Origin of the sequence: Parabacteroides sp. AF39-10AC (assembly GCF_003635405.1) — a bacterium.
In the GTDB taxonomy this organism is placed as follows: Bacteria; Bacteroidota; Bacteroidia; order Bacteroidales; family Tannerellaceae; genus Parabacteroides; species Parabacteroides distasonis.
In genome coordinates, this window is sequence record NZ_QTLP01000005.1 from 189,836 (window position 1) to 206,952 (window position 17,117).

Annotated in this window: 12 protein-coding genes; all 12 read right to left on the reverse strand. The window is 46.6% G+C overall.

Annotation, left to right across the window (positions count from 1 at the left end):
- Positions 1-10: 10 nt before the first annotated feature.
- From DW033_RS06470 to DW033_RS06525, 12 genes are read right to left on the reverse strand one after another with little or no spacing between them, the layout of a single operon-like run.
- A complete protein-coding gene (locus DW033_RS06470) occupies positions 11-3,115 on the reverse strand; it encodes an FtsX-like permease family protein (RefSeq protein ID WP_233554141.1) in 3,105 nt (1,034 codons plus the stop codon).
- A 14-nt stretch (positions 3,116-3,129) separates the two neighbouring features.
- Positions 3,130-3,801, reverse strand: a complete 672-nt coding sequence (locus DW033_RS06475) for an ABC transporter ATP-binding protein (protein WP_122144747.1) — start codon at positions 3,799-3,801, stop codon at positions 3,130-3,132.
- A gap of 17 nt (positions 3,802-3,818) precedes the next feature.
- Positions 3,819-4,967: a PQQ-binding-like beta-propeller repeat protein gene (locus tag DW033_RS06480; protein WP_005866855.1), complete on the reverse strand. Its 1,149-nt coding sequence runs from the start codon at positions 4,965-4,967 to the stop codon at positions 3,819-3,821.
- A gap of 15 nt (positions 4,968-4,982) precedes the next feature.
- Positions 4,983-5,951: a 2Fe-2S iron-sulfur cluster-binding protein gene (locus DW033_RS06485; protein WP_122382565.1), complete on the reverse strand. Its 969-nt coding sequence runs from the start codon at positions 5,949-5,951 to the stop codon at positions 4,983-4,985.
- 4 nt (positions 5,952-5,955) lie between these two features.
- The gene (locus tag DW033_RS06490; RefSeq protein ID WP_122144745.1) at positions 5,956-8,346 is read right to left on the reverse strand and encodes an NAD(P)H-dependent oxidoreductase subunit E; all 2,391 of its coding nucleotides are present in this window, start codon (positions 8,344-8,346) and stop codon (positions 5,956-5,958) included.
- Position 8,347: 1 nt separating this feature from the next.
- Positions 8,348-10,144 (reverse strand): PQQ-like beta-propeller repeat protein, encoded by a 1,797-nt coding sequence (locus tag DW033_RS06495; protein ID WP_122382566.1) that lies wholly within the window; start codon positions 10,142-10,144, stop codon positions 8,348-8,350.
- Positions 10,141-11,424: a 4Fe-4S binding protein gene (locus DW033_RS06500; protein WP_122382567.1), complete on the reverse strand. Its 1,284-nt coding sequence runs from the start codon at positions 11,422-11,424 to the stop codon at positions 10,141-10,143. The genes DW033_RS06495 and DW033_RS06500 overlap by 4 nt, the downstream gene beginning before the upstream one ends.
- 4 nt (positions 11,425-11,428) lie before the next feature.
- On the reverse strand, positions 11,429-12,004 hold the full coding sequence (locus DW033_RS06505; RefSeq protein WP_005866845.1) for a ferredoxin: 576 nt from the start codon (positions 12,002-12,004) through the stop codon (positions 11,429-11,431).
- Positions 12,005-12,012: 8 nt separating this feature from the next.
- Positions 12,013-13,056: a hypothetical protein gene (locus DW033_RS06510; protein ID WP_036615182.1), complete on the reverse strand. Its 1,044-nt coding sequence runs from the start codon at positions 13,054-13,056 to the stop codon at positions 12,013-12,015.
- Positions 13,057-13,095: 39 nt separating this feature from the next.
- Positions 13,096-14,517 (reverse strand): PQQ-binding-like beta-propeller repeat protein, encoded by a 1,422-nt coding sequence (locus DW033_RS06515; protein WP_122144743.1) that lies wholly within the window; start codon positions 14,515-14,517, stop codon positions 13,096-13,098.
- An 8-nt stretch (positions 14,518-14,525) separates the two neighbouring features.
- Positions 14,526-16,244 carry a prenyltransferase/squalene oxidase repeat-containing protein gene (locus tag DW033_RS06520; RefSeq protein ID WP_036615187.1) on the reverse strand — a complete coding sequence of 573 codons (1,719 nt, stop codon included), beginning with the start codon at positions 16,242-16,244 and terminating at the stop codon, positions 14,526-14,528.
- Positions 16,241-17,113: a hypothetical protein gene (locus DW033_RS06525; protein WP_122382568.1), complete on the reverse strand. Its 873-nt coding sequence runs from the start codon at positions 17,111-17,113 to the stop codon at positions 16,241-16,243. Before DW033_RS06525 ends, DW033_RS06520 begins: the two co-directional genes overlap by 4 nt.
- Positions 17,114-17,117 lie beyond the last annotated feature (4 nt).

Sequence of the window (17,117 nt, forward strand, 5' to 3'; positions counted from 1 at the left end):
CTCTATCTATTTAAAGTTTGGAACTCCCGATTTCCCGCTTTACCAACCTGCGGACAAAAATCATCACACATCCGGTAAAGAATAACATGAAACCCAAGGCCAGCGACCAAGCTCCGGTTCCCGCATTCGAGAAATTAGCACTCACGCTTATCAAAGCCCCGATCACTCCGGTCAAGATCGCATATAACGGGACGAGGATATTCTCCTTATAGAAAATCCGTCCGATCTGCCCGTCCGTGAAACCTAGCACACGATACAGGCGAATCTCATCCCTTCGCATCGCTAGGTTCTTACGGATCACGATGATAAAGCTCAAGATTCCCAATAACAATCCCAGACCTCCTAAGGTCATGAAGATTGTGAGATACGTATCCGTTACCGTATTGAACTGTCTCAGACGATCATTCGTGGTCATCACCCGTACGCCATATTCACTCAAAGCTTGGGAAATAAGGTTTTTCACCTCCTCCCTCTCGGATTCTCCTGTTTTTAGCAAGAACACCTCGCTACCGGTCGTTTCCGTCCAGATCTCAGAGAACAGCGCTTGATCCACCAATATATTTCCTTGGAACACGGAGTTGGATAGGGTACCTACCAACCGTATCGCGATCGGTAGTCCTTGATCATTCTTATAATAAAGCGTATCTCCCAAGTTCATGCCGATACCCCAAGTCAATACCGTAGCATCCACCAAAGCCGGATATACGGAATTTGTACGTTCTCGCACTCGTTCGAAAACGACTTCCCGGTCTTCCCCATAAATCGTTTGCTCGATCTGGAAATCGCTATTTGACAACGCTTTCATATTTATCCCTAATACCGTAGGGGTCGTTACCTTATTCAAGTTTAGGCAACTGGCATCATCCGCGTTATAGCGCAAGCATTGCAGAACTTCCGTATCCTCCGGCAAATCGGAAAGAGATAACTTCGCTTTGCCTGAGGACGTAGACAAATCGTAATAAACAGGAACACTGCTTTCACACCAAAGACTGTATCCTCCCGTCCCAATGCGTATCTGTGAGCTATCCGCAAATCCTTTCCGGTTCAAACCGACCGAAAACACGATAAAGACCCCGATAGAGAGAGCGAAAAAAGATAATAAGGATTGTTTCCTGTTCGCATATATAGTAGCCCAAATCAATTGGCTTCGATTGAACAAAGAAGGATGCACCGAACCGTTCTTCGCAACCCGATAGTCACCCCATAATGCCGCCGTCACGATCCATGCGGCACCGATAACCATGAAAAGAGGCACTGAATGTAAAACCCATACATTCACGCCGATCATAGCTACCGTCATCATACCCGACACGATCATTCCGAGCCTTTTCTTCCGCAAAGAAGATCCAGACGAATAAACCTTATGGCTTTCTTCTCGTAATGCCCGTATAATCGCCCATCGAAGAAGCCCCAAGGAGAGTCCGACACTAACCAATGTACCGGCGATAAGCGTCCATGTACCCGGATAAACCCCAAAGCCATCCGTTTGCGTAGCCCCTTGCCACACTCCCCCTAAAAGCCACATGATAAGCCTCGTATATAATAGCCCCATAACGACTCCTACCACGGAAGCTCTCCCTACGACCGGGACAGATTCCATCCATAACATACCTTTGATACGTTTCCGGGTATAGCCCATCGATCTCAGTAAAGCGATCTCATGACGCCGTCGGTAAAACATCTCCGATAAGGGATTCAACATCAGCAACACGGCGGAGACAATAATAAAGAATCCCAAGGCAAGAAATAATCCCGCAAAATCCACCCCGTTCCGGGCGGCATAGATTCCAGCTTCCCGGGGATGAATCAGTTGGATACCAAACATCTCCGGTCTAAGTCCCGTCAAATCAGGCCTCGCATTTGGAATCCGGATCGCCGTCGCGCTTCCATAGGCGTTCCCCCAATCCCCGACTACGGCATCATAGGCTATGATCGCTTTCGGGGTACTACGAAACAAATCCCAATACCGCTCATCCTCATCGGTAATCAAGTCCATTTGAATCGGCAGGTCACTATCCCAATCCGTACATCTCTCCACGTTGGAAAGTCCCGGGAAATCAGCGCTTAAGGAGCCATCAGACACCCATTCAGACAAAGGAACGACCCGTCCTACCTTAAATTGACGGGCATCCGTATCCAGTCTCTTCAATCCTTCCGATTTATAATAGCTTACCCGAATAGTATCACCCACCCGTGCCCCCAAGCGATTAGCGGCATAATCGGAAAGCAGTATCTCATCTTTCCGAAGGATATGCCCTTTATATCTATCCATAGCGGTTATGAACGAATAAGGAATTGAATTTCCTTCTCGCTCAATGGAATTGACTAAATAGGAAAATAGCCGATCAGACGCTAAGTTATCCTGACAGATCGTCTCCACGACCTTCTCCTGCAAGAATACCCGCCCGGAGGTTATCTCCGTGAAATCCGCTTTCCGCCGTACCACCAAGCCGGACAACTCTTGATTCCATATATCGCCTAAATCCGTAGAAGAAATCTGTCTATCTGTCAATACCAAGTTAATCTTTCCCTCTACATTCAATGCCTCCGCTAAATCACTCCGGCGCACGAAAACATTAAAGGGAAGCACCTGCTCATTCTTTAGGTTTATGTTACCCCCACTATCCACCGGGACAAGCCCCTCATAGGACAGGCGCAAACCAACCGTATAATTCTTGGTCACGAAAAGAGAGCCGGAAGGCACCAGGCCTGTCGCCGGTAAACGTAGCACTATATCTTCCGAAGCCTCCAATCCGAGTTCCTCCGACAAAGCCGGGTTGATTTTGGCCGAACCTTCCGATAACGAAAGATCATCGACACCCCACACAAATACAGGAACCAGCTTACCATTCCGGGATATAAAGCCATTGGTCAACAAAACACCCCTAGCGGACTCTCCCAATAAAGAAACAGACAAAATCGAATCGGAAATAAAAGAACTCCGGGAAAAGATAATGGTCTCAGTATTTCCCAAACGCTCCGTAACCCGTCTCACCAATGTCATGCGAACCGAATCGCCTACGACCAAACTGCCCACAATTACGGCAACAGTGATTACCACCGCCATCGCCACCAACCGGTAGTAACGGGCGAAATACCGTATATTCCTATGCAAAAGCCACCTTATATTCACTCTAAGATCCCTCCATTAAGCTTAAGTATCCGGTGAGCGAAAGACGAGGTCTCATCCGAATGTGTCACCATCACGATCGTCGTTCGCATACGCAGGTTGATCTCGGAAAACAGCGAGGCTATATTCCGGGCGTTCTCCTTATCCAATTGTCCCGTAGGTTCATCAGCCAATACTAACAAAGGCTTCCGGATCAAGGCACGGCAAACTGCTACCCGGCTCGCCTCACCTCCGGATAACGTATGCGGATATTGCCCCGCCAATTTAGATATATGCGTCAACTCCATCAGTTGATGAGCATATTCTATTTCCTCTCGTGTACATCGGGAAGCTGTCGCCAAAGCCGGTAAAAGGATATTCTCAAGGACTGTATATTGCGGCATCAGACGATGATCTTGGAAGACAAAGCCTATTCGACTATTACGTATCGTAGCAAGATCGATGCCATCAGTCGTCATCTCCATACCATCCAGCAAATAAATTCCGCTATCCGGCCGGAGTATCGTTCCTAAGATCGACAATAAAGTGGTTTTTCCGGAACCGGAAGGTCCTTCGATCGCGATAAACTCTCCCTTCTCCACCTCCATATTTATTCCGCGGAGCACGTTGTTCTCACGGTCTTCCCCATCTTGAAAACTCTTCTCTATATTTGATAATCTAATTAATGCCATATTCCTCTATGATTTGTCTACCGTCCTTTCCCAAAACAAAAAAGCGTACCTTTCGCAGTAAGAATAAAGAAATGATCTTTTATAACAGCCGGCGAACCGACGATCTGCTCTCCCGTATCGTACTCCCATTTCAAATCCCCACTCTCCGTATCCAGAATCGAGACAATACCCGTCTTCGTACAAACAATCACCTTATCGAAACAAACAACCGGAGAACTCTCTCCAACCTTTCCTTTCAACATATACTTCCATTTTATCGTCCCGTCAATACGATCGATCGAATACAAATAACGGTCATTAGACAAGACAAACAGCCTGTTATCCGTGATGGCGGGAACGGATACGAATGAACCTCCCTCATCCGTGGCCGCCAAAATCTTCCGTTGCCGGACGATCTTTCCTCCTTCCAGATATAACTCATAAATATTTCCGGCATAATCCCCCACATATACATAATCCCCCATAATAGCAGGCGAAGCAGGTACATAGGAATCCATCAACAATGAATCCGTCTGCAAACCCGTCTTACAATTAATGACCCGTATCCAAGAGTCGCACCCGCCAAACAAAACGTGCTTTTTCCACAAGGCCACAGCCCCATTCAGATAATAGCCGGACTCAAACCGGTTAATCTCCTGCCCGGTGCGCTCGTCCACGCAATAAAGATAATTATCATAACTACCGAACACGATCGCCTTCCGCCCCTCAAAACCAACCCGGTTCGGCGAGGCGGAGATTTGTCCCATCGTCTCGAAATTCCAAAGCGTATCTCTGGATTCCAAGGAAATAGCGCTCATCCAACCATCTAACCTACCTATATATAATACTGAATCATAAACCATCGGGATAGCCTCTACGGGCGTGTCCAAGTCATATCCGAAAACAGGCTCCCCTTTTAGGTCAATCCCCCATATATGACCTTTCTTGTCACACCAGTAAGTAGTTCCTTGATGGACGATTGGAGAAGAAACCGTACGTACGCCACTTTTATAGCTCCACAATAAGGAAGGTTTCTTCGGTAAAGACCGGTCCGTATATCCACTCAAAGAGGCATCTCCCCGGAACAACGACCAGTTCAGGCTATTCCCATCGTCCACCGTATCCTCATTTCCCTCACAGCCAACCAATAGACCGACCATGCACATAAATAAGCTCACCCATTTCATAATTCCAGATTTTTCTTAGTCTACTAAATACAAAGCTCCTGTAGGACAAAGTCCGGCCAGTTCCTCCTTTACATTCGTCTTACTCTCCTCGGGAATTACGACCTGCATGCCAAATCCCCTGTTCTTAAAGGTAAAACCATTCTCACTATTGTAAACACATAAGCCGCAACGGATACACTTAGCCGGTTCAAACCACATCCGGCCTTTCACATGTATCTTCTCCTTTACCGGTAACATGGAAGAAACCTCATACCGGGGACGTTTGATACCAGCCTCTGTAGCGTATAGGCGTAACTTGCAATCCGCTTTCCCTCCACAGGCGCAATGCAAGCAACCGGAAGGAGCGGACGTAGTCTCTTTTAACCACTCTTTTTCCTTCATGGTAAAACGCCCCAAGCGGGAAATAAACACATTCTTATCACGTTTATCCACCACATGATAATCATCCCCGACAGGTAAGTCTACCCTCCCGGCCAATTCTTTGATTATGGCGCGGATCTCAACGGCCTTATCGACCGTACCCCTACGGCAAGCTTTCTCGCAAGGAGCCTTACAGGTATCACAACCTACCGCAGGCAAGGGGAATACAGCCGCCAACAACGAACGGGCTTCCCCATAACGTCCCGCATCATATAAATACAACATACGTTCCACATCCAAGCCTTGAGTACAAACCAAGGTACACGGAGCCTCGCAATCAGCCCGATGATCACTTAACAAAAGTTCCAATGATAACGCACGAAGCCGAGATACCTCCTCGCTATCCGTCTCTATACGCATCCCTTCCACCGGATACGTGGAGCAGGAAGGGATCATTTGCCCGGAGACACTATTCCTCACGACACATACCATACAAGACGATTTATGCTTTGCTTCTTTCGCATAGCACATGGAAGGGACCCGAAAACCTGCCCGGCGAGCTACCTCAATCAAGGTTTCTCCCTCCAATACCTCTATTTCTTTATTATTGATTGTTATCACCATAGCCTTAAGATTTTAAAGAGACCTTCCGTATAGCGTCAAAACTACATTCATCTATACATAAACCACACAAAACACATTTCTCTATATCTATCGAATGTTTCTCATACGGGGTATAAGGGATCGCATCCGAAGGACAAGCTTTGGAGCACTTCGTACATCCCACGCAGTCATCCGTGATCATCAGTCGCACCATATCCTTGCAAGTACCGGTGCGGCAAATGCCCCTTACATGTTCCTCATATTCTTCCCTAAAATATTTCAAGGTAGCCAACACGGGATTCGGCGCCGTCTTCCCCAATCCGCAAAGAGCCGCTTTCTTCACGCTCAAGGCCAACTCCTCCAGCTTATCAATATCCGCCATCTCCGCTTTCCCGGTACATAATTTATCCAGTATATCCAACATCCTACGAATGCCGACACGGCAGAATGTACATTTCCCGCAAGACTCATTACAAGTAAACGCCAAGAAATAACGAGCCACATCCACCATACAATTGCTCTCGCTCAATACGACCATTCCCCCGGAACCCATAATCGCTCCCATTTGGGTAAGTGCGTCAAAATCCACCTTCGCGTCACATAGATGAGCGGGGATACAACCACCCGAAGGGCCACCGATCTGTACGGCCCTCAATTTCTCGCCGCCTTCCACACCACCGCCTATATCCTCGATGATTTGGTTCAAGGTCGTCCCCATCGGCACCTCTATCAAACCACCATGACGAACCTTACCCGCCAAGGCGAATACTTTCGTACCCTTGCTATTCTCAGTACCGATCTTCCGATATTCATCAGCCCCATGATTGACTATATACGAAACTTGGCTCAAGGTTTCTACATTATTGATCAAGGTAGGACGCTTGTTCAATCCCTCCACGGCCGGATAGGGCGGCCGTTGCCGCGGAAAACCTCGCTCCCCTTCAATGGAGGCGATCAAAGCGGTTTCCTCTCCACAGACAAAAGCGCCCGCTCCCTCAAATATCGAAATCTCAAAAGAAAAGTCACTTCCAAAGATATGATCTCCCACCCAATTTCTCTCCCGACACAACTCTATCGCTTTCCGGGTACGGATAACAGCTTGCGGATATTCCGCACGGATATAGAATATTCCTTCCTTCGCACCTACGGCATATCCGGCTATAATCATACCCTCTATAACCCTTAATGGATAAGATTCCAGAAGTATACGATCCATAAACGCACCCGGATCACCTTCGTCTCCATTACAGATCACGTATTTTTTAGGCTGATCCGAAGCCGCCACGAGTTCCCATTTACGACCGGTCAAGAAACCGCCGCCGCCCCGTCCACGAAGACCACTCCGTAAAATCGTATCGATAATCTCTTGACGACTTTTCGACGTAATCGCCTTTTTCAATGCCTCAAAACCTCCTCGTGCGATATACTCATCAATATCCAACGGCGACATCAGTCCATATCCTTCCGTAGAGACCCGTTTTTGTCCAGACAAGAACGTGTTGATCGCACCAGTCCGTTCCTGTTCTGATTTCCAGAGAATATTATCCCAAGTCGTATCCGTATGAAACATGTCTATATGATTCAAGATCGAATTCTTTAAACGCCTCAAACGGCTTGCCGGTTGGAAATGGTGTAATAAGATTTCTTTGATCTCCTCCGGCCTTACGTTCGGATAACGTTCGATAGAACCATCCGGATGAGCTACATCGATCAAAGGCACTTGGTTGCAGGCTCCAACACAAGATACCGGCTTGATATTGACCTCGATCCCCAACTCATCGGAGGCCTTGATAACCGCCTGATAAATCTCTGATGTCCCACTTGCCTGACAGCAGTTCTCCATCCCTAAACGGATCTCCCCCACGATCTGACGAGTAGCATTTCCTTCCTCTTCCCGCTCATGTTCTTGGTTATATATCCGGAACTCATCGAGCACCTCATTGACCCTACCCGGTTGTACATGCCCGTAAATCTTCTCGTCGATCTGCACGACCGGAGCCAAGGCGCAACATCCTAAACACGCGATCTTTTCTATCGAATATTCCTGATCGGCTGTCGTTATACGATCCTCTTCCATCTTCAATTCCCGACGGAAAGCGTCATATACATTATTCGCACCCTTTACATGGCAAGCCGTACCGGTACAAACCTTAATGATATGTTTCCCATAAGGGACATGGCGAAACTGGGAATAGAAGGTAGAGACGCTTATCAACTGGGCACGATCGATCTCCGTCCGTTCATATACACGCAATAATGCATCTGAAGGCAGGTAACTAAACTCATCCTGCAAAGCCTGCAATAGTGGTATAATATCCCGTCGTGACGTACCGATCCGGTCGATGATCGCATCTACCCGGGCTGTCATCGCCTCTTTTGTCCGGATCCCGTTATTTTTACAATTATCACATGCCATATTAATTCATCGCTACACAATAAATACTCTTTTCCGTACGCACCACGATCTTTCCATCCGTAAAAGCAGGAGTAGCCATCGTACGTTCTCCGGTCTCAAAAGAACTCAACAGGTTAAATTCATTATCCGTGGAGAAAATATGCATCTTCCCGTCATTACTGAAAAGATAAAGCTTGCCTTCCACGATCATCGGGGAAGAGTAAAACTCTACATTCAACTCATGTTCTTTAGCCAACGCACCGGTCTTTGTATCATAAGCCGCAAGGACGCCATAACTCGTCGCCACATACAAATGATCTTTTGTCGCTACCGGGCTGGATACCTCTGGCAGATAATCCGAGCTTTCCCACAGAACCTTTCCGTCCGCGCCATTAATCGCCACTAGCTTGGCGTATTCGTTAGCTCCGAATATCACCCCGTCGATACTACACGGACAGGAACATACCTCGCCTCCCATACAATCCACCTGCCACAATTGCTCACCGGAATTCGGGTCGTATGCGGTTATCGCTGGGTTACCCATTAGAATCAACTGGGGCTTCCGATTCACGTAAGCGATAGAGGGAGAGCTCCAACAGATTTTTCCCGGCCGGTTCTTCACCCAACGCTGGTTACCGTTAGCTACATCCAACGCGATCAGTTTCGGATCTTTATTATTATCGTATTGTATGAAAAGCGTATTGCCGAAAATAAGGAGAGAGGATACGAAACCATAATGATTATCCGGAACCCCCAGATTCTTAGCCCATAGCTGTTTACCATCCATATCCGCACAAACCACATCACCGGTAGCGAAGATAGCGCATACCCGATTCCCATCGGTCGCTACGGAAGAGGAAGCCAAGCCCGTGTCTTCCGTCACCTTCGGCATCACGGAGGGCGAACCCGGAATATTCGTAGCCGCCAAACTCCATCGCTGCTCACCGGTTGTCAGATCATAGCAATACAGCTCACGAGCTTGCTCGTCCGCTCCTGTAAAAAACACATGATTACCGTTAATGACTGGCGAGTTATGGCCGGGTCTGGGTATTTCCTTTTTCCAAGCGATATTGGTACCACTACTCAAATCCCATTTCACCGGTATCCCCTTAGCCGCAGACACTCCGTTTGAATAATTCCCCCTAAACGCATTATGCGTAATTTTAGGGACTACCGGCTGAGGCTCTTCACTGGTTGCGGGAAAAGCCTCTTCTACCGGAGTCACATCATTAGTGGTATCTATAATTACTTCATTCATCGGCTCTTCGATATCTATAGCCGGTTCTATCACCTCACTATCAGGCTCAACTTGCGTACTCTCGGCTATTAGTGTTTCCTCCGCCACACTCTCGGTCTTCTCCGTTGCTAAGAAAGGAGATGATAAGAACACGAAAAATAAAGAGACTCCGACCAACCCGAACATACTCCATGTTATATATTTACGGGATTTAGACTTCAGCATCCATTCGTCGATCGGATCGATTTCCTTATCCGGGATATGCATCTCCCCCTTAAAATAAAAACGCAAGCAGACAACGAACACGGCTACCATGCCCAATAAGATATAAACACCCAACTTCAAATGATCCGCTTGTATAAAATAAGCCCTGCGAGCTAATAAATCCAATTGGCGTATCTGTTCTTGCAATTCCGGATTATCCGGATTCGTATCGTTCAGTAGCTTCAAGGTCTCCACCACCTCGGTCTGAAGCGGCGTAACGCCCCTCACTTGAAAATAATTCGTGATCAACATGACCGACAACGAAATAATAAAGATAGCCGTAACCGCAGCTATATTTCTGTAAATATCCTTATTCATGATTCTGATGATTTACGCAGTTCAACACTATTCTTATTCTGAGGGCAATAACTGAAACACAGGGCACAAGCCACGCAAGCCGCATGATTGATCTCATATTGCTTACGGGTACGCTTTACGGACAAGCGGATCAAGGCCAAACCAATTACCAAACCGATCAAACCTCCCGCTATCGTGGAATAAAAACGAAATTCGTCCAATTTCGCCTCATACGCACTCGTCAGCTCTTCCAAGGTACGCCCTTGTCCGTAAAAAGCCTCCAATTCTAAAGAAAGCTCCTCTTCCGGATTCGCCTCATGCCGTTCCACCATATCATACAAACGCACATCCTTATTTGCCCGACTCAAATCCGAGCTTGCCGAACGCATCAAGAAAGCCCCCGCCGCGATCATCAACGGCAATACGACCAAATAACCTAAAAGTCTCCGTACACCTTCTTTCCGGCTCTCTTTTACCTTGTTCGCATAAGGAGAGCGGATCGCATCCACAGGACACGAATTATGGCAAAGTTCGCAATTGATACATTCTTTTCGGGAAAGACGAATTTTCCAGATAGACACCGAAGAGAAAAGACTTAATAACGCTCCGTAAGGACATAAGAAACGACAAAACGGCCTCCCTGTGAAAACAGATAAAATCAGCAACAAGGCCCCGAACAAAAGAAGTCCCACATCTCCTCCTAAACGGAAGATACCAATAAACGGGTCGAACTGACAGATGATAAAACGGCTTCTCGTCACAGCGTATAAAACGGCGAATATAAGATATAACCAAGGGATTATTCCCAACGTAGCCGTAACTGCCTTCGAGATTCGGTAGTTCTTGACGTTCACCAATTCTTGTAGGGCCCCAAACGGACATACACCCGCACAGAATACCCGCCCGAACAAAAAAGCAAATAATATTGGCAAGATAAAAAATAACAATACCGTCAACGGTAAATGATAAGTAGAATCCACCATGGCCAACGCTATATTCTGTATCGAGCCGATGCTACAGACACAGCCACTCCGGAAAAAACCAAAATAAGCTACCGAGATAACCGAAACCCAGAAAATAGGCTTACGGGTATGTTTCTTATATACCGCCCATACCACGATACTCATCAAAAGTACCAACATAAATAGATCCAATACCACCCACAAGGTCTCATTGGGTATGGCATAATGTAATTCCGGATATTGGTAACCAGACTCAAAATCCGGTTTCGGAAACCGGTTTTGTGCCTGAAGCATCACCCACGAAAAGAGTAGGGTCCCTATTGATAAAAGCTTTTTCATCCGATTAACCTTTTAATTTATAAGCCGTCGCATACGGAACTCTCGTTATAGCACCCGATGCGCATACGGTAGATATTTGACATTCATTACAATTCAGGCACAAATCCTGTTTAATCTGTAAATAGAGCGAGCCATTTCCAAAAGAGCTACATCCTTTCACACATTTGCCGCAGCCATTGCAAAGATCCTCATCGATCGTATATTCAAAATAGGGGTCTTCCACGAATTTACGCAGGATGGCACCCGTCGGGCACATCATATTCTCAGCGGCAGTATTCAGCTCTTTCACGTTCGTTCGGTAATAGCCTCCGCACAAATCACAATAACCGCATACCTTATTCGCATGAATACATTTTACGGCCGAGACAGGTAACACGCAATGTGTCTCGCAACGTCCGCATTGCGTACATACATTCGGATCGATTTGCCAGAATAAACTAGCCTCCGTTCCTTCCACCCTCCGGGCCATACCGCCGGCAACCGCTAGGATCGTTCCTCCGGCAACCACCGAACCGCAAAGCTTGAAAAACTCTCGCCGTTTAATCGGACTATTTTTCGGATGATCTTTCTTCTGTTCCATATTCTTCCTTAAATCGTAACACCTATCTTCAAAGGACAATCAATACCACAAGTTGAACATGCGGTCTGTACCGCCAGCTTTTTATCATATTGAAATATCGATAACGCATCTTTACCGGCAACCACCAACTTGTCATCCCAAACTCTCACCTCATAAGCGGCATGGCCACCTCCCAATGTTTTTTCATCCAATAATACACTATGGAACTCGCCATTCTTTCCGTAACAACTGATTCGAGGAATCCCCTTTTCAGATGTGATAATCTCTCCTGTGGGTGTACCCGCTAAATAGACTGGGTTACAGCATCCGCTAAATAGGCCGGCAGCACCGCCCGGTTTGCCAAATGAGGAGATATACTCGCCTTCCGGTGAATAACTTTCCACAAGGTGTCTTCCCGGATTCGAACAGTAAACCACTCCATCTATATTCGTAATACCAAAAGAATAGCTGGGCACGATAAAACCGGACGGACTTTGAATAAACTTCACAAAACCTCCTTCAATCGTATACATACAAATATTTTTATTAGCCGCATCCGTAACAAAGACATTCCCTGATAAAACCGTCAACGAACAATAATCAGACTCCTCGCTGCAAGCCTCCCAATCCCGTATCCATCCGCCTTCCAGATCATAGACTTCCACCCTCGTAGGATACAAAAGATAAACACGATCATCATCCACCGTAACATCCCGTACAGAACTCCCGACCGGAAAGTTACTCACCAATGCCCCGGAGGGTTCATACACATAAATATTGTTTGGCGCAGCAACAATCAACCGGCCTTCATACAAATCAAAAGCGTCGATCTGGTCTGATATCTTAAATGCGGAAACCTTCCTATAAGGGGATACAATATTATTCACATGACTACGATTTATGGTAGTACTCTTTTTATCCACCCCATAAAAAATATCATCCGGCCTCGTAAACATCTTCCATAACAGGTTACCGGTAACCCCCAATATACTTCCACCCGCTATGACAGAACCACAAATACGCAAAAAACTCTTGCGCGATATTCTATTTCCATTATCTTGATTCGGTTCCATACCTTTTATCTTTTAGAATTGATTATCTTATTTACTTGATCATACGATTTTTAGACATTTAACCGTATGAGCATCCCGCAGTACAAGCATCCCATCCGCATAGGCCATCGGCCCCCAAGCGTCTACACCGTCCATGACTCGTTGCTTTTTCAAAAGTTTCATCGCTTTAGACTGTATCTCATATACATATAATTCACCATCATCCTTGAAAACAAACAGATGCTTATTGATAACTAAATAAGGACCAAGTCCAAAACGTTCATCCGCAGCGGAACTCCAAATTGGATTATGCAAATCCGTAGGCGAGAAACAGACCAGTTTACTACGTAATCCCCCGCCGTCTTTCGGCATCACGCTAATGATCATATCATTATATAGGATAGGTGTCTGCTGCTCGCTAGATAAGCCCTTATCCGCTTTATACTGGTCCAAAACCGTAGCGGTCCACTTCGATCCTGCCTTATCCACTTGTAAGAGAGCCCCTCCCGTCCCATAGCCCGCCACAAGGAATATCCGGCTTGATGACAAACGTAATGGAGACGGAGCGATCACGGAAGGCTGCCATTTTTTTGTATCCCATAAGAGAGTACCCCGATCCGCTTTTTCCGCCGATACGCCGCAAACACCTCCCACTCCGGCATAAACATATGTTCTCTTATTACTCAAACTCATCGGCATTACAGAAGAATGCGACATTTTATAACCCAATGTATTCGGAGTACTCCACACGATCTCACCCGTAAGACAATCCACACCCGCCAATAGAGTCTCTTCACCGGCCGGAGCCAAGACCAAAACATCATCATCTACGCAAGGACACTGCCCGGTATACCAGAAAGGGACTTCCGTCTTAAACTGCTTTTGCATATCAATACCCCATTTCAAGTCACCAGTCACCGGATCGCAACACATTACATGCCCTTGAGGACCGATCGTTATCACATACTCGTCACGTATAACCGGAACCGTACGCGAAAAGCCATGATTACGTTTCATAGGAACCCTATACCATCTCCGCCATAGCTCTTTACCACTTTCCAAGGAAAAACAACGCAAAGCATCAGAGTTCAAGGACTCATTATAATCCAATACATATACCCTGCCCTTATAGATCACAGGGGCCGCATGTCCTTCACCTGTCTCAAAGCTCCATACTACGGGGTAATCTCCCGCCTCGGTATTGATCTTGTCCGGAGTCTCAACTACATTATCAAAACGCTCCCCTCTAAATCCAGTCCATTCCCCCGTAAGTCCGGAAGGAGGCTCCTCCTCATATTTCATGAAATATTCACCGATCACGACATCATTCGCTTTACGAGCCAATCCCTCCGGGCGATTATCCGCTCCGGGAACCTGAATCGTAAGATTCTCACGAGGGACATACAAATGCCACCCTACGAGGATAGCGGTATAAATACATACCGTAGCAACCGTTATTAATAAGGTCTTTCTCTCTTTCACGATCTATCTTATTTTATTCGTTGTTTCAACTTCTTCAGCGCATTCAGCACAAATGTGTGATTATACAATTCCTCCGAATACCAAAGACGGGCAAAATAAAGCCCTATAGGTTCGGGACGGAACAATAGCCCGCTTTGATACATACCATATAAATAATCAAAGCCTCGTTCCATCGATTTAAGATCACTTTCAGGATAAGAAGCCAAGGCACTTAACGCACGGGCTGTCAAAGTGATTTTTGAGGCAACCTTGGGAGCACCTCCCCATCCCCCATCCTCATTCTGAGAATCTAAAAGATACCGGAGACCATTCTCCGCCAACTTCCGAGCCAATGGATTCCGGGAAGTCGACAAATATTCCACCGCCATCGCCGTACCATAAACAGGAGAACGCTCATCCTTCGCATCTTGGTCTCCAAACCATAAAGGAGTCCATGAACCATCCGATGACTGAATCTTCCACATCCAACCCAATAACCCACGGATACTCCTCCGGCATTTAACCCTCAATTCCTTAGGGAGCGCATCCTGCCAAAGCTCGAAAGCCAAAAGTGAATGCGCGGAGATATCGGGACTACTCCGGTCGAAAGGGAGTTTCCCCCAACCTTTACAAAAAGTAGGCATTCCCCCATCCTCATTTTGCAAAGCTAAAAGCCACTCCACACCTTTACCTACTTCCTCGCTATAAGTCCCGCCAGTTAAGACATGCAAAGCGACCAGCGCACCGGAAGTATCATCCGCGTCAGGCACAGACCCGGGAAGATCACTCCATCCCCAACCACCTTCCTTGGCACCCGTAAAAGGATGCCTAAAGGCAAAAGCATTCCGCTTTATCCGTTCAATAAAAAAAGTTTTATCCTCCAAGTCTTCCCCTAATGCTTTTATACTTAAAGAGGTAACCCAGCAAGACAAATCCGTATCAATCGGCCAAGCGCCATCCGGACGAACCGTTTTTATCAAGAACTGAGCGGCCTTTTGTGTTACCGCATGTTCCCGGAAACCGGCCCCACTCATACACATACTAACAAAAGCGGTCAATGGGGCAGCTTCCAGAAAACCACCATGACTGGGTTGCAACTTCTCTAATACACGTAAGGATTTCCCTATAAACGACTCCCGAACAGATGATAAAAAATCCCGTTTTCCCTTTTTATAACGAAGGATTCCCACCGCTATTAAGGCAGGTATCGCATAACTAACGACCGGTAATCGCAGAAAGCGAAACAGCCGTTGAGGTAACACGGAAAGCTCGAAAGGCAATTGCGGGATACGATCCCAATGTGTAATAACTCCCGTCAACGCACACATAACTAAAATAGGAACGGAGAAAGTCAAGTCTTTTCCATAATAAGAGAGAACCCCCTGTACGATATCCTCATCCGTATTCCCTCCTAAACGTTCCTTCAAATAGGTTTCTGTCTCATGAGGCGGTATATCCACCGCATATAAAGAAGCATACGAAAGCAGGGTAGCTGTCATATTAGAAGGGCTTTCCACGCTATCCCCACAAGAACCATCCGCACGCATCGTTTTCTTCAACCATCCGGCTCCCTTCCTTATATATGGCTCATACGTATCCGAGTCAATTTGATACAAAGCAAAAATAGCGACAGATGTCGAGATTGCGCTTGAAGATAACCCCCCCCTCCAGACTCCATCGGACGACCGTTTCTGTAAAAGTTGCCGGGTAATGTCCGCTATCATTTCATTTACCTGTTCTGTTCTCATAACGCTCCTAATGCCAATAATCCATAAAACACATACTCCACATCACTACTATCTTCCAGCAGTGTCGCCGAGAAACCACCCGAATCCAACCAATGAGCCTCAATAAAATCATGAACTGGCCTAACGGGTCGTATATCATAGCATCCCATAAGAAAAAGGGTCGTAGCCGTAGAAAGAAGATCCGGAACAGGAGCTCCTCGTCCAGCTTTGAAACCACCGGTCTCATCCTGCGTATCCCGTAAATAAAAAAGATCGTCGATCGGCTTATAGCCCTCCAATTGCCCGATAATCGCAAGGGCCGCGACCGTAGCGTTTGTCATAGCGACCTCCCGATCCCGCAAATTCGAGTAGCCGCCTCCTTTTACACGATAAGACCTTAGCTTTTCCAAGACGGCCTTTTTTTCGTTTTCCTTATTTTGTGTATCTTCCAATAAAGACATCCAAATAAACCGGGTATAAGGAGACCATATGTCATCATGAGGCAGATCCATAAAAGAAGTAAGACTCCTAATCGGCATCGGACGCATTGCCCCCAATAGAAAACGGAACTTTCCCTCTTTCATCAACCAATGTAGCAATACACAACGCATATAGGCCGCATAATGAACCAAATCCAACGACATTACAGGCTGCTTTTCCAAATAAGATCTCCTTTTCTCCATACTCAAATCAATGCCCAATACGTATGACAGAAGCCAGCCGAACGAAGTATAGTACAAATCAACCTCTCCACTTTTGTTTACGAAAGTATCCCCCTCGGTCTTCTGGGATTCGACAAAGCGCGATAAACGCAGAAGGGCCTCACTTCCCAACCGCTTTTTCCCTCCGTAAAGGGTATGCATCAATCTTGTTGATATCGTAGTTTTCATCTCA